The sequence below is a fragment of the Geodermatophilus sp. URMC 64 genome (genome assembly GCF_053502555.1).
The window spans coordinates 5,339,580-5,358,829 of sequence record NZ_CP199955.1 but is presented as its reverse complement, the minus strand read 5'-3'; the positions used below and the strand labels follow the sequence as shown (position 1 = coordinate 5,358,829).

Genomic DNA, 19,250 nt, shown 5'->3' with positions numbered 1-19,250 from the left:
CCTGGGGCCGAAGTGGCCACTTTGGCCCCAGGGCGCGTCCCTCACGTCCCGAGAACGGCCAAAGTGGCCACTTCGGCCGACGGCTAGACGCGGCCGCGGGGGACGAGGGGGAGCGGGGGCAGCGGCGGGGCCTCGATCCGGTCGCCGTCGTAGCCCACGACCGGCGCGAAGCGGCCGCCGTCCTCGTTCCACGCCGTGGCGAACTCCGCGATCTCGTCGCCGGAGCGGCCGACGAAGTTCCACCACATGACGATCCGCTCCTCGAACGGCTCGCCGCCGAGCAGCAGCAGCTTGGCCGGCTCGTCGGCGCGCACCCGCAGGGTCCGCCGGCCGCTGCCGAGGTAGGCCATCGTCCCGTGGGCCAGCGGCACGTCCTCGACCGTCGCGGACCCCGACGCGGCCAGCACGCCGTGCTCGAAGTCCGGCTCGAGCGGCACCTCCACGTCGGCGCCCGCGGCCAGGTCGAGGTCGACGCCGACCAGCGGGGTGTACGCCGTCCCGGGGGACGTCGCCCCGCCGAAGGAGCCCATCAGCACGGTCGCCGACAGCCCGTCGGAGGTGAATCCCGGCAGCGTGCCGTGGTGCTCGAACGCCGGCGCGACGTCGCGGGAGGCATCGGGGAGGACGACCCAGAGCTGCGCGCCGTGCAGGAAGCGCGGGTGGTCGGCCGGTGACTGCTCCGAGTGGGCGATGCCGTGGCCGGCCGTCATCAGCGCCAGCTCGCCGGGCCGGAACCGGACGTCGCTGCCGAGGGAGTCCTTGTGGTGGACCTCCCCCTCCAGCAGCCAGGACACCGTCTGCAGCCCGGTGTGCGGATGCGGCGCCACCTGCATCCCCGGCGAGGAGGTGATGTCGTCCGGGCCGTAGTGGTCGACGAACGCCCACGCGCCGACCAGCCGCCGCCCCAGGGTGGGCAGCAGCCGGCGGACGCGGGTGCTCTCGCCGAGCAGCACCTCCCGGCCGGGCAGCAGGTCCAGCGCCGGGCGGGCGGAGGTCTGCTCCAGCCCGCCCAGCTCCCGCGGCTCGGGCCGCCGGTCGAGGTTGCTCACCGGGTCACTCCTCGGCGCCGGGCTGTCCGGTCTCACCCTGGACGGCGGCGTGCGGGAGATGCTGGGCGGGGATCACGCCCAGCCGGCCGGCCTGGTAGTCGGTGAACGCGTCCAGGACCTCCTGCCGGGTGTTCATCACGAACGGCCCGTACATCGCGATCGGCTCGCGGATCGGCTGCCCGCCGAGGATGACGACGTCCAGCGCCGGGGTCCGCGACTCCTGCTGGAGCGCCCCGTGGATCGAGATCGTGTCGCCGGGCCCGAAGACGGCGAGCTGGCCGGTGCGCACCGGGTGCTTGTCGATGCCGACCGAGCCGGCGCCGGAGAGCACGTAGACCAGCGCGTTGAAGTCCGGTCGCCAGGGCAGCTCGAGGGTCGCCCCGGGCGCGATCGTCGCGTGCACCATCGCCATCGGGGTGTAGGTGCTGCCCGGGCCGGTGTGGCCGGCGACGTCCCCGGCGATGACGCGCAGGAACGCGCCGGCGTCGGGGCTGGCCAGCAGCACCGAGTCGTGCGCGCGCAGGTCCTGGTAGCGCGGCTCGACCCACTTCTGCGCCTTGGGCAGGTTCACCCACAGCTGCAGGCCGTGGAACAGGCCGCCGGTGACGACGAGGTGCTCCGGCGGGCGCTCGATGTGCAGGACACCGCCGCCGGCAGTCATCCACTGCGTGTCGCCGTTGCTGATCGTGCCGCCGCCGCCGTGGGAGTCGGCGTGCTCGAAGGTGCCGTCGATGATGTAGGTGACGGTCTCGAAGCCGCGGTGCGGGTGCCACGGCGTCCCCTTGGGCTCGCCGGGCGCGTACTCGACCTCGCCCATCTGGTCCAGGTGGATGAACGGGTCCAGGTCGCGCAGGTCCACCCCGGCGAACGCCCGGCGGACGGGGAAGCCCTCGCCCTCGAAGCCCGACGGCGCGGTGGTGACCGACCGAACCCGGCGCTGCACCGTGCCCGGCGCCGGGACGGGGACGCGGGGGAGGGTGGTGGTGTCCTCGACGGTGATGGCCGGCATGCCGGGCCTCCTCGGTTGAGAGCTCAACTAGTGCGCACTGTAGCGTTGTCGGGCGCCCCAGTGTTCCCCCTCGCGCGGAGGGAATCGATCCGTCGGAGGATCGGGGCCGTGGACGACGCCGCCGGCCGCCTCGGCTGCCCGAAGCGGATGGTGTTCGGGCCGTGCGGCGGCGTCCGGGACGACGGCCGGTGCGAGGTCGCCGAGCACGCCTGCGTGTTCGTCGACGCCCCGCTCGTGACGTGGGACGACCTGCCCGAGCCGGTGCCGCCGCCCCGGCCCGGTGGCCTGCTCGACCGTGCGCGCAGCGGGCCGGTGGTGCTGGCCGACCTCACGGTCGCCCCCTTCGACCGCGGCTCGCTGCGCCGGGTCGTCGAGGTGCTGAGCCCGGTGGCCGACGGCCTGCTGATCGGCGAGCACGCCAATCGGCCCGACTTCCCGCCCACGATGTTCGCCGCGGAGGCGCTCGCCGCGGGCGGCCGGCTCTGGACGACGCTGGCCTGCCGCGACCGCAACCGGGTGGTGCTGGAGCAGGAGCTGACCGGGCTGGCCGCGCTCGGCGTCGACGGCGTGCTCTGCGTGACCGGTGACGCCCGCGGGGTCTCGGTTCGGCCGGGCGTCAGCCAGGTGTTCGACCTCGACGGCACGCGGCTGGCCGCCCTCGCCGCGCGCGCGGGGCTGTCGGCCGCCGTCGCCGAGTCGCCGGAGGCGCCGCCGGTCGACCTGCGGCCGGCCCGGGTGGTGCAGAAGCAGCGGGCCGGGGCCGCGCTGTGCGTGCTCAACCACGTCGGCACGCCGGCGCGGGTGGCCGCGTTCGTCGCCGCGGCCCGGGCGGCCGGCGCGACGCTGCCGTTCCTCGCCGGCGTCGCGGTCTACACCGACGAGCGCTCGGCCCGCGTGCTGCAGAGCTTCCCCGGCCTGCACCTGGACGGCGACGCCGTCGAGCGGGTGCTCGCCGCGCCGGACCCCCGCGAGGCCGGCATCGCCGCCGCGGTGGAGGAGGCGCGGGCGTTGCTGGCGGTGCCCGGCGTCGTCGGCGTCAACCTCTCCGGCCTGGCGTCGGCGGCCGGCGAGGACGACGGCGCGCGGGTGAAGGCCGAGGTGGCGGGAAGGATCCGCGGGTGAGCGAACTTGCGAGCGAGGCGATGGAGGCCGAGTTCGGCACCGTCGCGGCCTGGACCGAGCAGGCGGTGCGGGCGCTCGGGCCGGAGCACGCCGTCCCGGCCGGGTGCCGCGGCAGCGGCAGCGAGGGCGCCCTGCGGTGGCTGGCCGACCGGCTGGCGCTGCGGCCCGGGGCCCGGCTGCTGGACGACGGCGCCGGCGTCGGCGGCCCGGCCGGCTGGCTGGCCGGGGAACGGGGCGTGCGGCCGGTCTGCGCGGAGCCGATGGCCGACGCGGTGGCCGCCGCCCGCCGGCTGTTCGGCCTGCCCGCCGTGGTCGCCGCCGCCCAGGCGCTGCCCTTCCCCGACGCCTGCTTCGACGCGTCCTGGTGCCTCGGGGTGCTGTGCACGCTGCCGGACAAGGCGGCCGCCCTGGCCGAGCTGCGCCGGGTGCTGGCCGACGGCGGCCGCCTCGGGCTGCTCGTCTTCGTGGCCGACGGCCCGCTGACCGGCCCGGCGCCCGAGGGCAACGAGTTCCCCTCGTCCGGCGAGCTGGAGAGGCTGCTCGCGGACGCCGGTTTCGCCCTGCTGGAGGCGACCGAGGCCGACCTGCACGACAACCCGCCGGGCTGGGACGAGCGCGCGGACGCCGTCGACGAGGAGGTCGCGCGCCGGCACGGGGACGAGCCGGCGCTGCGCCAGGCCCGCGAGCAGGCCGGCCGGATGGCCCGGCTGCTGGGGGACGGCGCGGTGCGGCCGTGGCTCGGCGTCGCGGCGGCGCGCTGACCAGGTCGTCGTTTCGAAACGCGCTGGACACACGGCCGAACTAGGTTGCGCTCCATGGCGGACCTCTTCGACGGCTACCCCCTGGGTGGGCAGTGGGACGAGATGTTCGGCGCGCCCACCTCTCCGCGGCCCGCCTACTCCGGACTCTTCGCCTCCCTGCAGCCCATGGCCGGTGAGGAGCTGGCCGCCCGCGCCGACCTGCTCTCGCAGACCTACCGCGACGCCGGCGTCACCTTCGCGCACGCCGGCGAGGAGCAGCCGTTCCCGCTCGACATCGTGCCGCGGGTGATCGGGGCCGAGGAGTGGGACGTCATCGAGCGCGGCGTCGCGCAGCGGGTGCTGGCGCTCGAGGCGTTCCTCGCCGACGTCTACGGCGCCGGGGAGGTCTTCGAGGACACGGTGGTGCCGCGCAGCGTGGTCACCACCAGCGCGCACTTCCACCGCCAGGCGCACGGGCTGGTGCCGCCCAACGGCGTCCGCGTGCACGTCGCCGGCATCGACCTGGTCCGCGACGAGGCCGGCGACTTCCGCGTGCTGGAGGACAACCTGCGCTCGCCGTCCGGCGTCAGCTACGTGATCACCAACCGGTCGGCGATGAGCCAGGTGCTGCCCGAGCTGTTCGCCGACCACCGCATCCAGCCCGTCGACGACTACCCGACCCGGCTGCTCGCGGCGCTCAAGGCCTCGGCGCCGTCGAACGTGACCGACCCGACGGTCGTCGTCCTCACGCCGGGCGTCTACAACTCGGCGTACTTCGAGCACGCGCTGCTCGCCCGCCAGATGGGCGTCGAGCTGGTGGAGGGCCGCGACCTGGTCTGCGCCGGCAACCAGGTCAGCATGCGGACGACGGACGGCCAGCGCCGCGTCGACGTCATCTACCGGCGCATCGACGACGAGTTCCTCGACCCGGTGCACTTCCGGCCGGACTCGGTGATCGGCTGCGCCGGCGTCCTCAACGCCGCCCGCGCGGGTCGGGTGACCGTCGCCAACGCCGTCGGCAACGGTGTCGCCGACGACAAGCTGCTCTACACGTGGGTGCCCGACCTGATCCGCTACTACCTCGGCGAGGAGCCGGTGCTGCAGAACGCCGAGACCCACCGGCTGGACGACGAGGACACCGTCGCCTGGGTGCTCGACTCGCTGGATCAGCTCGTGCTCAAGCCGGTCGACGGCTCCGGCGGCAAGGGCATCGTGATCGGCCCGCACGCCGACGAGCGGACGCTGACCGAGCTGGCCGCCAAGGTGCGCGCGAGACCGAGGGACTGGATCGCGCAGAAGCCGATCGGGTTGTCGACCGTGCCGACGCTGGTGGGCGGCCGGATCGCGCCGCGGCACGTGGACCTGCGGCCGTTCGCGATCAACGACGGCTCGGACGTGTGGGTGCTACCCGGCGGGCTGACCCGCGTGGCGCTGCCGGAGGGGGAGCTGGTGGTGAACTCCAGCCAGGGCGGCGGCTCCAAGGACACCTGGGTGATCAGCCCGCCGCGGCCGGCCACCGAGCAGCCGGAGGAGCCCGACCTCACCCGCATCGAGTTCAGCACCGAGGACCTGCCCGGGGTCACCCCGGACGCCGGGCCGCTGAACGACCTGGCGGCCGGACAGTCCCAGCAGCAGCAGCAGACAAAGGACCTCGCCCCTCTCAACCCTCGCAAGCTCGGGTCGAGCCTCCGGGCGAGGCCATCATGCTGAGCCGGATCGCCGAGTCGCTGTTCTGGATCGGCCGCTACGTCGAGCGGGCCGACGACACCGCCCGCATCCTCGACGTGCACACCCAGCGGCTGGTCGAGGACCCGTGGATCGACGAGCGCCGGGCCTGCGCCAACCTGCTCGCGCTCATGGGCGCCCCGGACGGCGGCGCCGACACCGAGCGGGTGCTCGACACGCTGGCCTTCGACCGGACCAGCCCCAGCTCGATCGTCGGGGCCCTGTCCGCCGCGCGGGAGAACGCGCGCGGCGCCCGCGAGGTGCTCTCGGCCGAGATCTGGGAGTCGCTCAACGTCACCCACAACGCCCTGCCGCAGCAGCGCACGATGGCCCGCCGGTACGGCCCGCACTCGCTGTTCCGGTTCGTCCGTGAGCGCTCGGCGATGGTGTTCGGCCTGGCCGACGCCACGATGAGCCGCGACGAGAGCTGGCTGTTCCTCATCCTCGGCCGGTCGCTGGAGCGGGTGGACATGACCGCGCGGATGATCTCCACCCGCGTCCTGGCAGGGGACGCCGCGCCCTCCTGGACGCTCGTGCTGCGCTCGACCGGCGCGTACGAGCCCTACCTGCGCACCTACCGCGGGGTGGTGAACTCGGGCCGGGCCGCGGAGTTCCTGCTGCTGGACCGGCTGTTCCCGCGGTCGGTGTTCGCCGCGCTCGAGCAGGCCGAGGCCTGCCTCGCCGAGCTGGAGCGCGCGCCGGTCCGCGACGCGACCCGGGTCGGCGTGGCCGGCGAGGCGCACCGGATCGTGGGCCGTGCGCGCACGATGCTGGAGTTCATGGCCCCCGACCAGCTGCTCGCCGGGCTGCCGGCCCGGCTGGAGGAGCTGCAGCGCACCTGCTCGGCGGCGAGCGCGGCCGTGACCCACCGGTTCTTCACCGAGCAGGCGCCGCAGGTGTGGGTGCCGGAGGAGGTCGGGTGACGCAGACGCAGGTGCAGGGGCCGCGGCTGTCCGCGCAGCGGTGGCGGCTGCAGGTCGTGCACCGGACGCGCTTCTCCTACAGCGGGCCGGTCCGCTCGTCCTACAACGAGGCGCGGCTGACCCCGGAGAACTCGAGCCGGCAGACGACCCTGCGCTCCCGGATCGAGATCGAGCCCGCGGCGACCGCCTATCCCTACCGCGACTACTGGGGGACGACGGTCACCGCCTTCGACCTGCACGTGCCGCACCGCGAGCTGCTGATCACCGGCACGTCGATCGTCGAGGCCGGGCCCGAGCCGGCCCTGCACCGCTTCCTCGGCTGGCCCGAACTGGCCGGCCGCGACGTCCGCGACCGGTTCGGCGAGCTGCTCGGCCCCACCCCGCTGACCGCGATGGACGACTCGGTCGTGGAGGAGGCCCGGGCGGCCGTGGGCGGCGCCAACCCGCACGAGGCAGGCGCGCTGGTCTGCCGGTTCGTCCGCGACCGCATGGCCTACCTCTCCGGCGCCACCAACGTGAAGACCAACGCCATGCAGGCCTGGACGACGGGCAAGGGCGTCTGCCAGGACATCTCGCACGTCACCATCGGGCTGCTGCGGGCGCTCGGCCTGCCGGCGCGCTACGTCTCCGGGTACCTGCACCCCCAGCCGGACGCGGCCATCGGGGCGCCGGTGACGGGGGAGAGCCACGCCTGGGTGGAGTGGTGGGACGGCGGCTGGACCGGCTTCGACCCGACCAACGCCGTCGAGATCGGGCCGCGGCACGTGACGATCGGCCGCGGCCGCGACTACGGGGACGTGCCGCCGTTCAAGGGCCTGTTCTCCGGTCCCACGAGCGAGGGGCACGCCGTGACCGTCGAGGTCACCCGCCTTGCTTGAAGCCCCGAGAGGCGCTTTTTCGGGCTGAAGCACCCGGCCGGGCCCCCGCCCGGCCATGCGCGCGGTGCTCCAGCCCGAAAAAGCTCCCGTGACCGGCGCCGCGTCAGCGGAGGAGGCGTGCGACGCCGGTCGGGCCCTCGGGCTCGTCGTCCTCGGGCAGGTGCGCGGTCCGCTCCGCGAGGCGGGGCCGCCAGTACCCGGGCGCTCCGGCGAGCCAGGCGGCGGCGGAGTCGGTGAGCCGGCCGTCGGTGGTCAGCGGCGCCCAGCCGCGGACGGTCCGCAGGCCCTCTGCCGCGGCGACCAGCACCCGGCCGATGCCCTGCCGGCGGAACACCGGCTCGACGGAGACGGTCTCCACGACCCCGGAGCGGATCCACCAGCGGATCTCGCCCACCCGGTCGCTCATCCGCAGGCCCCGGCGGGCGACGTCGTGCGGCCCGACCAGCGCACCGGCCGGGTAGGCGCCGCCCGCGAAGGCCACCAGCGAGGCCGACGGCACGCCGCTGCCGGCGTGCGCGATCTCGGCGAACCACAGCGGCGGCTCGGGCGCGGCCACGGACTCGGAGACGTCGATCCGCCGGATCCGCCCGTCGCAGGCCCGGTAGCGGACGTCGACCAGCCAGCCGGCCGGACGGCGGCCGCGGGCGTCCTGGGCGCTGAAGTCCACGGGGGTGCCGTCGGGGAAGCGGTCGGAGTTGACCAGGACCAGGGAGTGCTCGGCCGGGCCGCCGGCCGTGCGGTGGGCCAGCCGGGCCAGCCACACGATGGCCGGGGCGGGCGCCGGGGGCGGCACCCGGCGCAGCCCCGGCCGCCGGTTCGCCGGTGCGCCGTCGGAGTCCTGCCGTGCGACCGCCGCGTTCATGGACCGTCCTCCCGTTCCGCCCCCGGGTGGGGCGCTGTGCCTCGTTCGGTGCTGACCTTGCCGGGGATCGCTTGGGGCGCTCTTGGGGCTCACTAGCGGGCGGGAATACTGGGGCTCCCATGAGTGCGCCGCTGAACCTCATCGCCCTGGAGCGCGTGTCCAAGGCGCACGGCACGACCGTCCTGCTCGACGACGTCTCCCTCGGCATCGCCGCGGGCGAGCGGATCGGCGTCGTCGGCCGCAACGGCAGCGGCAAGTCCACGCTGCTCGGCGTCCTCACCGGCCGGGAGGACGCCGACTCGGGCCGGGTCACCCGCCGCGGGGACCTCGCCGTCGGCGTCCTCGACCAGTCCGGCACGCTCCCGCCGGGGACGACGGTCCGCGACGTGGTGCTGCCGCAGAGCCTGTTCGCCGCCGAGCACGAGTGGGCGGCCGACCCGGCCGTGCGCAGCGTGCTCACCGGCCTCGAGCTCGACCGCCTGGGCCTGGATGCCCCCGTGGCACCCATGTCCGGCGGCGAGCGGCGCCGGGTGGCACTGGCCGCCCAGTTGATCCGCCCCCTGGACCTGCTCGTGCTCGACGAGCCGACCAACCACCTCGACGTCGAGGGGGTGGCGTGGCTGGCCGACTACGTGAAGAGCCGGGTCGGCGCCCTGGTCGTGGTCACCCACGACCGGTGGTTCCTCGACGAGGTCTGCTCGACCACGTGGGAGGTCGCCGAGGGCAAGGTCTTCGCGTACGAGGGCGGCTACTCCGCCTACACCCTCGCCCGCGCCGAGCGGGCGCGGATCGCGGCGGTCACCGAGGAGCGCCGGCTGAACCTGGTCCGCAAGGAGCTGGCCTGGCTGCGCCGCGGCCCGCCGGCGCGCACCAGCAAGCCGCGCTTCCGCATCGAGGCGGCCGAGGCGCTCATCGCGGACGAGCCGCCGCCACGCGAGTCGCTCGCCCTCAAGGGCTTCGCCGCCCGCCGGCTCGGCAAGACCGTCTACGACGTCGAGGACGTCGACTTCGCCGTCCGCTCGGACGACGGCGAGCGCGTGCTGTTCCGCGACCTCACCTGGCACGTCGGCCCGGGTGACCGGATCGGCGTCGTCGGCGTCAACGGGGCCGGGAAGACCTCGCTGCTGCGGCTGCTTGTCGGCGAGCTGCAGCCCGACCGCGGCCTGGTGGTGCGCGGCCAGACGGTGGCGGCGGGCTACCTCTCCCAGCATGTCACCGAGCTGCCGGGGCGGCTGCGGGTGCACGAGGCGGTGCAGGAGGTCGCCCGCATCGCCCGGTTGGGCAACCAGGAGATCTCCGCGTCGTCCCTGGCCGAGCGGTTCGGCTTCGCCGCGGCCCGCCAGTGGACGCCGGTCGGCGACCTCTCCGGCGGCGAGCGGCGGCGGCTGCAGCTGCTGCGGCTGCTCATGGGCGAGCCGAACGTGCTGGTGCTCGACGAGCCCACGAACGATCTCGACATCGACACCCTGACCGCGCTCGAGGACCTGCTCGACTCGTTCCCGGGCACCGTGCTGGTGGTCAGCCACGACCGCTACTTCGTCGACCGGGTCTGCGACTCGGTGGTCGCGCTGCTCGGCGACGGCTCGCTGGCCGCGCTGCCCGGCGGGGTCGAGGAGTACCTGGCCCGCCGCGCGGCCGGGGAGGCGCAGCTGCGTCCCGCCGGCGGCACCGGGCCCGCGCAGGCCGGCGTCACCCCCGTGCCGTCCGGCCCCTCGGCGGCGGAGGTCCGGACCGCCCGCAAGGAGGCGGCCCGCCTCGAGCGCCGGCTGGAGAAGCTCACCGCCGACGAGGAGCGGCTGCACGCCGAGCTCGCCGCGGCGGCCACCGACCACACCCGGGTCATGGAGCTCGACGCGAAGCTGCGGGAGCTCCTCGCCGAGAAGGACCGCGTCGAGACCGACTGGCTCGCCGCGGCCGAGGTCGCCGAGGGCTGACCCGCCTCGCTGCGGTGCTCGCTCCCCGTCCATCACCCGGACTGAGGGCGGGCACCGCCGTCAGATACGTCAGCCCAGCTGGCCGAGGTAGAACGGCAGCCCCTGGTCGTCCCGGCACAGGACGGTGGGCCCGTACGGCTGCTGCTGGATCTCGCCGGCCAGGCCGCCCGCCGTCCGCACCGCCGCGACGGCGACCTCGAGGTCGTCGACGGCGTACATCGGGACCATGCCGGGCTCGTCGGACCCGCCGCCGATGCCGACCATGGGGACCGGGCCCTCGACCTGCCAGCCGTCGGGCACCCGCCCGGGGACGGCGGACCAGCCGAGGACGGCCTCGTAGAAGTCCCGGGCGCGGGCGCCGTCGCGGACCTGCAGCGTCAGGTAGACGGCGTCGCCGGGGCGCACCGGTGGCCGCGGCTCGCTCTGCGGCGCGGGGCTCGGCGTCTGCAGCATCCAGCGGTGCCCGTACGGGTCGACGACGACGCCGGTGCGGCCGTAGGGCTCGTCACGGGCGGGCCGCTCGACCGTGGCGCCGAGCTCGGCGGCGCGGGTGATCGCCGCGTCGACGTCCGGGACGGCGAGGTGCAGCGACACGGACACCCGGCCGTCCTCGGGGGACACGATGCCCATCTCCGGGTAGGCGTCGGACAGGTACAGCCGCGCACCGTCGACCTCGAGCTCGGCGTGGCCGATCCGGTCGTCGTCCATGACGTAGGGGTCGCCGACCACGCGCGCGCCCAGGGCCTCGGCGTACCAGGTCATCGCCGAACGGGCGTCACGGACGGCGAGGTAGGGCGTCAGGTGCGACATGGCGGGACCTCCGGTGGGCTCGGTGGGCACGGTCGGACGGGGCTGCTGGAGGAGGGCACGGTGCAGGCGCTCGCGCAGTTCAGCGGCGAAGGCCGGGTCCGGCTCCGCGCGGTCGGCGGGGCGCCGCAGCTGGGTGAACGGGTCAGGCATCGCTGCCCCCGGTGAGGACGTACGCGCGGCGGAAGGCGCTGCGGGCGCGCACCAGCAGCGCCTCGGTCGCGTGGACGGTGCGCTGCAGGAGGGCGGCGACCTCCGGCACGGGCAGGTCGTCGAGGTAGCGCAGGGTGAGGACGGCGCGGTGCTGCGTCGAGAGCCCGTCGAGGACCTGCTGCGCGCGCATCGCGTCCAGCTCGACGTCCCAGGGATCCTCGACCGTGTCCGCGCCCTCGACCAGCCGCAGGCTGCGCTCCTCGCGCTCCTTCCGGCGCCAGTGGTCGATCAGCTTGTGCCGTGCGGTGCCGATCAGCCAGGCCGCCGTGGTGGGGCCGCGCCCGTCGGCCTCGGCGCGGACCGCGGCCAGGAAGGTCTCGGCGGTGAGGTCCTCGGCGAGGGCCCGCGAGCCGCAGCGGGCCAGCAGGTAGCCGTAGACCTCGGGCAGGGTCCGGTCGTAGAGAGCCAGCAGCCCGGGGTCGGGCGGTGGACCCACCGCGCGCGACCCCGGGCTGCTGCTCATGTCCGGTCGTCGTCCGGGCGCCCGGTTCCCCGACGCCCCAGCCCGAACTTTCTCCTACCGCTGGGCCCGGTTGACCGCCGAGACCACCGCGCGCAGCGAGGCGGTGACGATGTTCGGGTCGATGCCGACGCCCCACAGGACGCGGTCGCCGACCGCGCACTCGACGTAGGCGGCCGCGCGGGCGTCGCCGCCGGCGGACATCGCGTGCTCGGCGTAGTCCAGCACCCGGACGTCGACACCCAGGCCCTTCAGCGCGTCGACGAAGGCGGCGATCGGGCCGTTGCCGTGGCCGGAGATGCTCACCGGTACGCCCTGGTCGGTGAGGTCCACCGTCATCTCGTCGAGCTGCTCGCCGTGGGCCCGGTGCCGGTGCCCGGTCAGCGCGAAACGGCCCCACGGCGCCGACGGGTCGGGCAGGTACTCGGCGCTGAAGGCCGACCACATCTGCTGGGCGGTCACCTCGCCGCCCTCGTCGTCGGTGTGCCGCTGGATGACTCCGCTGAACTCGATCTGCAGCCGGCGCGGCAGGTCGAGGTGGTGCTCGGTCTTCATGATGTAGGCGACGCCGCCCTTGCCGGACTGGCTGTTCACCCGGATGACCGCCTCGTAGCTGCGGCCGACGTCCTTGGGGTCGATCGGCAGGTACGGCACCGCCCACGGCATGTCGTCGACCGGCGTGCCGGCGACCGCGGCGTCGGCCTCCAGGGCCTTGAAGCCCTTGTTGATCGCGTCCTGGTGCGAGCCGGAGAAGGCGGTGTAGACCAGGTCGCCGCCGTAGGGGTGCCGCTCGTGGACGCCGATCTGGTTGCAGTACTCGACGGTGCGGCGGATCTCGTCGATGTCGGAGAAGTCGATCTGCGGGTCGACGCCCTGGCTGAACAGGTTCAGGCCCAGGGTGACCAGGTCGACGTTGCCGGTGCGCTCGCCGTTGCCGAACAGGCAGCCCTCGATGCGGTCGGCACCGGCGCGGTAGCCCAGCTCGGCGGCGGCGACGGCGGTGCCGCGGTCGTTGTGCGGGTGCAGGCTCAGCACGACCGCGTCGCGGCGGCCGAGGTTGCGGTGCATCCACTCGATCTGGTCGGCGTAGACGGTGGGCTCGGCCATCTCGACGGTGGCCGGCAGGTTGATGATCGTCGGCCGGTCGACCGTCGGCTCCCACACGTCGGTGACGGCGTTGCAGACCTCGACGGCGAAGTCCAGCTCGGTGCCCGTGAAGGACTCGGGGGAGTACTCGAACCGGATCTCGGTGTCGCCCATGTCCTCGGCCAGCTTGCGGACCAGCTGTGCGCCGTGGACGGCGATGTCGACGATGCCGGCGCGGTCGGAGTTGAAGACGACGCGACGCTGCAGCGTGCTGGTCGAGTTGTAGAGGTGGACGATCGCCTGCTTGGCCCCGCGCAGCGACTCGAAGGTCCGCTCGATCAGCTCGTCGCGGGCCTGGGTCAGGACCTGGACCGTGACGTCGTCCGGGACCAGGTCCTCCTCGACCAGCTGGCGGATGAAGTCGTAGTCGGTCTGGCTGGCCGCCGGGAAGCCGACCTCGATCTCCTTGTAGCCCATGCGGACCAGCAGCTCGAACATGCGCCGCTTGCGGTCGGGGGTCATGGGGTCGATCAGCGCCTGGTTGCCGTCGCGGAGGTCGACGGCGCACCAGCGGGGGGCGACGGTCGTGACCCGGTTCGGCCAGGTGCGGTCCGGCAGGTCGATCGGGGTGAACGGGGCGTAGCGGTGGATCGGCATCCGCGAGGGCTGCTGCGGATTGCGTACGTGCGGGTGCGTGCTGGGGTTGCTCACTGGGTTGGCTCCTCTGGCGCGGGCTGGACTCAGCTCCGTTGTGGGGCGGTCAGCAGGCGCCGGGAACGCACTCGGTCACGGCAAGTCTCCGCGGCGAGGGGGCCGACCTAGGAGAGGGCCTCGCCGCGGCGGGTAAGCAGGAGGCTGCCGCGCACGCCCCCACGGTAGCAGCGAGTCAGTCCACGTCGCACCCACACGGGCAGCCCGCGGCGTGTACCGGACGTTCGCCGATGTCCAGTTCCGCGCACTCCGGCGGACATTCGCACGTCCACGGCGGTGTCCCCGGGCCGCGGTGTTCCTCGCGCCAGCGCTGCTGCGCGTCCTGGCGGCGCAGCCGTGCTGCCCGGACCCGGGCCGCCTGCCGTTCCGCCGGCGAGTCCCCTGGCTGCGGGAACTGGTGGTCGTCCGGGGTGCCGAGCCGGTCGCGCCGGATATCGCGCCATTCCCGGACGCGGTCGAAGGTGTACCAGGGCTGTTCCCGGCTGTAGCGCTCGTCGCCGTGCCACCAGTACTGGTCCCCGTAGCGGGTGTCCAGGTGGGCCGGGAACCGCCGACCCGCCTGGTCGCGGACAGCGCCGTCGGCCATGCCCGTCACTACAACGCCGGCGGCGTCCAGCAACCCCAGCCGCATTCCGGCCAGTTCCGCGGCTCGAGCAATGATCCCCACCGGGAGGTCACGTCGACCGCTCTCGGCCTGGGCGATCGCGGACTGGGAGATCTCGCACCGGGCGGCGAGTTCGCGCTGGGAGAGGTCCGCCGCCCGCCGGATCCGCCTCAGCGCGCCCACGAGGTCGAAGTCCGGCACGGCGCGATGGTCGGCCCGGCGTGACGTCCGATGGATCGAGAGACCGCATCTGTGGAGCGGCTGCGTGGCTGTGGACGGAGGGTCCGCGACACAGTGATGGCAGGACGCTGGTGCTCTGAGTGCAGTGGCACTCAGAGCACCAGCGTGCCGGGGAGAGGCAGGACGGGGGACGCGGGCGGTAGTGGGTGTCGTCGAGGAGCCGGTGGATCGGTCTGGAGGCACGCAGCGGGAGGGGGACGCATCGTCGCGGCACGCCGTCCCCGACCGAAGTGGCGAGAGAACTCGTATCGGAACCTCACGTTCCCCCCTCTTCTGAGCACACGGCTCCGGCGGGGAGCCCCGAACGAAGGCTCCGGGATGAAGGATCGACGCGCCCTGGTCCCCGCGCTCCTGCTGTCGCTGGCCTTGTTGCCGGCCTGCGGGAGCGAGTCCGACCCGTCCGCCTCACCGACAGCCGGCTCCACGGAGACGTCGGCCGCGCCGAGCACCGGGCCGGAGAGGACGTCGGCTTCGCCGGGAACCGCGGACACCGGGTCGCAGCCCCCGCCGGCGAGCGGGGACGCGGAGTCATCGGCTGCGGCCGAGAGCACCACCACGCCGCCGGCCGCGCCGCCCTGGCCGCCACCGGAGGCGCCCGCCGTCCATGGCGGACAGGCGTGGGGCGTGTACCTGGCCGTCGCGCCCGGTCCGGCCCCCGAGCTCGACCGGGCACTCGCCGACCTCCGGTCGCTCGGCTACGACGGCGCCGGCATCGCCCAGGTGGGTTGCGACGCCGGCGCCGCCGAAGCGCTCGGCGTCGACCCCGACGACCTCACGGCGGCGGTGCACTTCGCCACGCAGGGGGACGCCGAGTACTTCGTGGGCCGCTACCTCGGGCCGATCGTCGGCTACGCCCAGGTCACCACGTTCTGCCTCGACTGAACCCGCTCTCGGGCGCCGGTCGATCAGAACGACTTCTTCAGCCGCAGGCGCAGCGGCCGGCCGTCGGGGTCGTCGAAGAGCCGGTAGATCGGCGTGGCCCAGACGCGGGTGGGCAGCGAGAGCCGCTCGGGGTTGTGCGGGCGCAGCCGGCCGGGCGGCCGTGGCCCGCGGCGGCCGCCCTCGTGCCAGGCCTCGAGCGCGCCGGCGGCGGCGTTCAGGGCGGCGACGAACCGCTGCGGGTCGAGCAGGTCGTCGTCCTCGCTACCGTCGGGATCGCGGTCGAGGTGCTCGCGGGCCAGCCGCAGGCGCAGGTCACGGGCGAAGACGCGCGCGCCCTCGCCGGTGCCTGCCGGGTCCCGGGGCTCGCGGGGGTCCCGGGTGGTGTCGAGGACGGCGGAGGACAGCTCGCTGTCGTGGGTCCAGGAGCGCCGGTTGAAGTTGTCGCTGCCCACGCTGGCCCAGAGGTCGTCGACGACGCAGACCTTGGCGTGCACGTAGACCGGTGTCCCCTCGTGGTTCTCCACGTCGAAGACGTGCACCCGGTCCTGCCCGGCGCGCCGGCACATCTCGATCGCCTGCCACCGCCCGACGTACTGCGGCCGCTCGGCGAAGGCGCCGTCCTGGTCCGGCACGCGCGGCACGACGACGACGAGGTGCAGATCGGGGTGCTCGGCCAGAGACCTGGCGAACAGCCGGGCGACGTCGGCCGACCACATGTACTGGTCCTCGAGGTAGATCAGCCGCCGCGCCCGCTCGACGGCCTTCGAGTAGCCGCGAGCCACCGACCGCTCGCCGTCCGGCGCGAAGTCGTAGCGGGGTCGGATCGCCGGATAGGTGCGCAGGTGCTGGACGACGTGCGGGCCGCACTCCGGCGGCGGGGGGAGCTGCGGGGGCAGGGGGTCGGCGTGCAGCCGGGCGTGCCGCCAGTGGTCGCGGATCCACGCGAAGGGGTGGTCCGAGTCGGGGCTGTCCGGGTCGTCCCAGCGTTCCCGGAAGATCGTGTCCAGGACCGCGACCGTCGGACCGCGCAGCTCGAGCTGCACGTCGTGCCAGGGCGGGGTGGGCCCGTAGGCCTGGGACATGGGCTGCGGCTGCGGATCCCCGGCGTGCGTGGCGTCGTCCCGGCGCGAGTGGCACAGGTCGATCCCGCCGGCGAAGGCGACGTCGCGGGACGGGTCGCCCGCGTGCCGCAGGACGACGAACTTCTGGTGGTGGCTGCCCATGCGCCGCACCCGCTGGTCGAGCAGGACCTCGCCGCCGCCGTGCTCGATCTCGCTGTCCAGCGCCCGGTTCTCCTCCTTGCTGAAGGACAGCTTGTCCCAGTGCGAGCGCCACACCAGGCCGCGGACGCACACGCCGCGGCGGCTGGCAGCGGTGAACAGCTCGGCGACGGTCGGGCCCTCCTCGCGCAGCCGCTCGTCGGGGTCGCCCCGCCAGTCGGTGAAGAACAGCTGGTCACCGGGACCGAGCGCCTCGACCTCCTCGACCAGCCGGTCGAAGTAGGCGGCGCCGTGGATCAGCGGCTCGGCGAGGTTGCCCGCCGTCCAGGCGGGGATGTCCGTCGCCGGGTTGCCGCGCTCCTCCGCGCTGAGCAGCCACTGCTCGGGATCGTGCACGCGGCGACGGTAGCCTGTTGACCCGTGGCTCTCGTCGTCCAGAAGTACGGCGGCTCGTCCGTCGCCTCCGCAGCGCACATGAAGCGCGTCGCCGAGCGGATCGTGGGCGCCAAGAAGGACGGCCACGACGTCGTGGTGGTGGTCTCGGCCATGGGCGACACGACCGACGAGCTGCTCGACCAGGCCAGCCAGATCACCGACGACCCGCCCGGCCGGGAGCTCGACATGCTCCTCACGGCCGGTGAGCGCATCTCGATGGCGCTGCTGGCCATCGCCATCTCCACGCACGGGTACGAGGCGCGCTCGTTCACCGGCTCGCAGGCGGGCGTGATCACCACGTCCAGCCACGGCAAGGCGCGGATCATCGACGTCACGCCGGGCCGGCTGCGCCAGGCGCTCGACGAGGGCTCGATCGTCATCGTCGCCGGCTTCCAGGGGGTCAGCCAGGACACCAAGGACATCACCACGCTCGGCCGTGGCGGGTCCGACACCACCGCGGTCGCGGTGGCCGCGGCGCTCGAGGCCGACGTCTGCGAGATCTACACGGACGTCGACGGCGTCTTCACCGCCGACCCGCGGATCGTCCCGAACGCCCGGCGGCTGGAGACCATCACCTACGAGGAGATGCTCGAGCTCGCGGCGTCCGGCGCCAAGGTGCTGATGCTCCGCTGCGTCGAGTACGCCCGCCGCTACGGCATCCCGGTGCACGTCCGCAGCTCCTACTCCCAGCTCCCCGGCACGATCGTGACCGGCTCGATGGAGGACCTCTCGGTGGAACAGGCGATCATCACCGGCGTCGCGCACGACCGCAGCGAGGGCAAGATCACCGTCTACGGCGTCCCGGACCGCCCGGGTGAGGCGGCGCAGATCTTCCGCGTGCTCGCCGACGCCGAGATCAACATCGACATGATCGTGCAGAACGTGTCGGCCGAGGCCAGCAAGCTCGCCGACATCTCCTTCACGCTGCCCAAGAGCGACGGCCCGGCCGCGCTCGCCGCCCTGGAGAACGTGAAGAACACGGTCGGCTACACCGACGTGAGCTTCGACCAGCACATCGGCAAGGTGTCGCTGGTCGGCGCGGGCATGCGCTCGCACCCCGGCGTCTCGGCGAAGTTCTTCGGCGCGCTCGCCGACGCGGGGGTCAACCTGGAGCTGATCAGCACCTCGGAGATCCGCATCTCCGTGGTCTGCCGCGACACCGACGTGGACGTCGCCGTCCGCGCGGTGCACGACGCGTTCGACCTGGGCACCGACGAGGTCGAGGCCGTGGTCTACGGAGGGACCGGACGATGAGCACGCTGTTGAGTGGGCTTGGCAGGAACGACGGCCTGCGGGTCGGCGTCGTCGGCGCCACGGGGCAGGTCGGCGGCGTGATGCGGCAGATCCTCGCCGAGCGGAACTTCCCCATCAGCGAGCTGCGGTTCTTCGCCTCCGCGCGCTCGGCCGGCAGCACGCTGCCGTGGGCCGGTGGCGAGATCGAGGTCGAGGACGCCGCCGTCGCCGACCCCGCCGGCCTGGACGTCGCGCTGTTCTCGGCCGGCGCCGGCACGTCGAAGGTGCAGGCCCCGCGGTTCGCCGAGGCCGGCGTGACCGTCATCGACAACAGCTCCGCGTTCCGGCGCGACCCCGACGTCCCGCTGATCGTCGCCGAGGTCAACCCGCACGCGCTGGCCGAGATGCGCAAGGGCATCATCGCCAACCCGAACTGCACCACGATGGCCGCGATGCCGGTGCTCAAGCCGCTGCACGACGAGGCGCAGCTGACCCGGATCGTCGCCAGCACCTACCAGGCGGTCTCCGGCAGCGGCCTGGCCGGCGTCGAGGAGCTCGACATCCAGGTGAAGGCGGTCGTGGACAAGGCCACCGAGCTCACCCACGACGGCTCGGCCGTGACCTTCCCGGAGCCGGTCAAGTACGTCCGCCCGATCGCGTTCAACGTGCTGCCGATGGCCGGCTCGCTCGTCGACGACGGCAGCTTCGAGACCGACGAGGAGCAGAAGCTCCGCAACGAGAGCCGCAAGATCCTCGGCATCCCGGACCTGCTGGTGTCGGGGACCTGTGTGCGGGTGCCGGTCTTCACCGGGCACTCGCTGTCGCTGAACGTCGAGTTCGCCCGGCCGCTGTCGGTCGAGCGGGCCACCGAGCTGCTCACCGGCGCGCCCGGCGTGGAGCTCTCGACCGTGCCGAACCCGCTGCAGGCCGCCGGTCAGGACCCGAGCTACGTCGGCCGCATCCGGCAGGACCCCGGCGTCCCCGACGGCCGCGGGCTGGCGCTGTTCGTCAGCAACGACAACCTGCGCAAGGGCGCCGCGCTCAACACCGTCCAGATCGCCGAACTCGTCGCCGCCCAGTCCCGCTGACGAGGGCCGAAATGGCCACTTCGGCGCGG

17 protein-coding genes are annotated in these 19,250 nt (G+C 74.1%); 9 read left to right on the top strand and 8 right to left on the bottom strand.

The annotated features are described in order from the left end of the window. Positions 1 to 83 precede the first annotated feature (83 nt). Positions 84 to 1,049, bottom strand: coding sequence for a pirin family protein (locus ACWIYF_RS26280; RefSeq protein ID WP_448625771.1), 966 nt, complete (start codon positions 1,047 to 1,049; stop codon positions 84 to 86). A gap of 4 nt (positions 1,050 to 1,053) precedes the next feature. After that, positions 1,054 to 2,058 carry a pirin family protein gene (locus tag ACWIYF_RS26275; RefSeq protein ID WP_448625770.1) on the bottom strand — a complete coding sequence of 335 codons (1,005 nt, stop codon included), beginning with the start codon at positions 2,056 to 2,058 and terminating at the stop codon, positions 1,054 to 1,056. Between the two features lie 108 nt (positions 2,059 to 2,166). On the opposite strand from ACWIYF_RS26275, the gene ACWIYF_RS26270 reads away from it, so the two are divergent. The 5 genes from ACWIYF_RS26270 to ACWIYF_RS26250 are packed head-to-tail and all read left to right on the top strand — an operon-like array spanning position 2,167 to position 7,446. Next, entirely contained in the window at positions 2,167 to 3,180 is a 1,014-nt protein-coding gene (locus tag ACWIYF_RS26270; RefSeq protein ID WP_448625769.1) for a methylenetetrahydrofolate reductase C-terminal domain-containing protein, read from the top strand. Further along, positions 3,177 to 3,941 (top strand): class I SAM-dependent methyltransferase, encoded by a 765-nt coding sequence (locus tag ACWIYF_RS26265; RefSeq protein WP_448625768.1) that lies wholly within the window; start codon positions 3,177 to 3,179, stop codon positions 3,939 to 3,941. Before ACWIYF_RS26270 ends, ACWIYF_RS26265 begins: the two co-directional genes overlap by 4 nt. 54 nt (positions 3,942 to 3,995) lie before the next feature. Further along, positions 3,996 to 5,630 (top strand): circularly permuted type 2 ATP-grasp protein, encoded by a 1,635-nt coding sequence (locus ACWIYF_RS26260; protein WP_448625767.1) that lies wholly within the window; start codon positions 3,996 to 3,998, stop codon positions 5,628 to 5,630. Beyond that, the gene (locus ACWIYF_RS26255) at positions 5,624 to 6,568 is read left to right on the top strand and encodes an alpha-E domain-containing protein (protein ID WP_448625766.1); all 945 of its coding nucleotides are present in this window, start codon (positions 5,624 to 5,626) and stop codon (positions 6,566 to 6,568) included. The genes ACWIYF_RS26260 and ACWIYF_RS26255 overlap by 7 nt, the downstream gene beginning before the upstream one ends. Further along, on the top strand, positions 6,565 to 7,446 hold the full coding sequence (locus tag ACWIYF_RS26250) for a transglutaminase family protein (RefSeq protein ID WP_448625765.1): 882 nt from the start codon (positions 6,565 to 6,567) through the stop codon (positions 7,444 to 7,446). Before ACWIYF_RS26255 ends, ACWIYF_RS26250 begins: the two co-directional genes overlap by 4 nt. Positions 7,447 to 7,549: 103 nt before the next feature. Here the strand turns inward: ACWIYF_RS26250 and ACWIYF_RS26245 are convergent, their stop codons facing one another. Next, positions 7,550 to 8,308, bottom strand: a complete 759-nt coding sequence (locus ACWIYF_RS26245) for a hypothetical protein (protein ID WP_448625764.1) — start codon at positions 8,306 to 8,308, stop codon at positions 7,550 to 7,552. Positions 8,309 to 8,427: 119 nt separating this feature from the next. Here ACWIYF_RS26245 and ACWIYF_RS26240 point away from each other — a divergent pair, with 119 nt between their 5' ends. Beyond that, positions 8,428 to 10,242 carry an ABC-F family ATP-binding cassette domain-containing protein gene (locus ACWIYF_RS26240; RefSeq protein WP_448625763.1) on the top strand — a complete coding sequence of 605 codons (1,815 nt, stop codon included), beginning with the start codon at positions 8,428 to 8,430 and terminating at the stop codon, positions 10,240 to 10,242. 69 nt (positions 10,243 to 10,311) lie between these two features. On the opposite strand, the gene ACWIYF_RS26235 is transcribed toward ACWIYF_RS26240, so the two are convergent. From ACWIYF_RS26235 to ACWIYF_RS26220, 4 genes are all read right to left on the bottom strand, one after another. Beyond that, entirely contained in the window at positions 10,312 to 11,202 is an 891-nt protein-coding gene (locus tag ACWIYF_RS26235) for a VOC family protein (RefSeq protein WP_448625762.1), read from the bottom strand. After that, complete coding sequence (locus ACWIYF_RS26230; RefSeq protein ID WP_448625761.1) at positions 11,195 to 11,725, bottom strand: RNA polymerase sigma factor; 531 nt, start codon at positions 11,723 to 11,725, stop codon at positions 11,195 to 11,197. Before ACWIYF_RS26230 ends, ACWIYF_RS26235 begins: the two co-directional genes overlap by 8 nt. A gap of 54 nt (positions 11,726 to 11,779) precedes the next feature. After that, entirely contained in the window at positions 11,780 to 13,519 is a 1,740-nt protein-coding gene (gene leuA, locus ACWIYF_RS26225; protein ID WP_448625760.1) for a 2-isopropylmalate synthase, read from the bottom strand. A gap of 175 nt (positions 13,520 to 13,694) precedes the next feature. After that, on the bottom strand, positions 13,695 to 14,324 hold the full coding sequence (locus ACWIYF_RS26220) for a helix-turn-helix domain-containing protein (protein WP_448625759.1): 630 nt from the start codon (positions 14,322 to 14,324) through the stop codon (positions 13,695 to 13,697). Positions 14,325 to 14,987: 663 nt separating this feature from the next. On the opposite strand from ACWIYF_RS26220, the gene ACWIYF_RS26215 reads away from it, so the two are divergent. Then, positions 14,988 to 15,245 carry a hypothetical protein gene (locus ACWIYF_RS26215; protein WP_448625758.1) on the top strand — a complete coding sequence of 86 codons (258 nt, stop codon included), beginning with the start codon at positions 14,988 to 14,990 and terminating at the stop codon, positions 15,243 to 15,245. A gap of 23 nt (positions 15,246 to 15,268) precedes the next feature. On the opposite strand, the gene ACWIYF_RS26210 is transcribed toward ACWIYF_RS26215, so the two are convergent. Continuing rightward, on the bottom strand, positions 15,269 to 16,861 hold the full coding sequence (locus tag ACWIYF_RS26210) for a phospholipase D family protein (RefSeq protein WP_448625757.1): 1,593 nt from the start codon (positions 16,859 to 16,861) through the stop codon (positions 15,269 to 15,271). A gap of 24 nt (positions 16,862 to 16,885) precedes the next feature. Here ACWIYF_RS26210 and ACWIYF_RS26205 point away from each other — a divergent pair, with 24 nt between their 5' ends. Continuing rightward, positions 16,886 to 18,154, top strand: a complete 1,269-nt coding sequence (locus ACWIYF_RS26205; RefSeq protein ID WP_448625756.1) for an aspartate kinase — start codon at positions 16,886 to 16,888, stop codon at positions 18,152 to 18,154. Beyond that, a complete protein-coding gene (locus ACWIYF_RS26200) occupies positions 18,151 to 19,221 on the top strand; it encodes an aspartate-semialdehyde dehydrogenase (protein ID WP_448625755.1) in 1,071 nt (356 codons plus the stop codon). Before ACWIYF_RS26205 ends, ACWIYF_RS26200 begins: the two co-directional genes overlap by 4 nt. Positions 19,222 to 19,250: the final 29 nt, after the last annotated feature.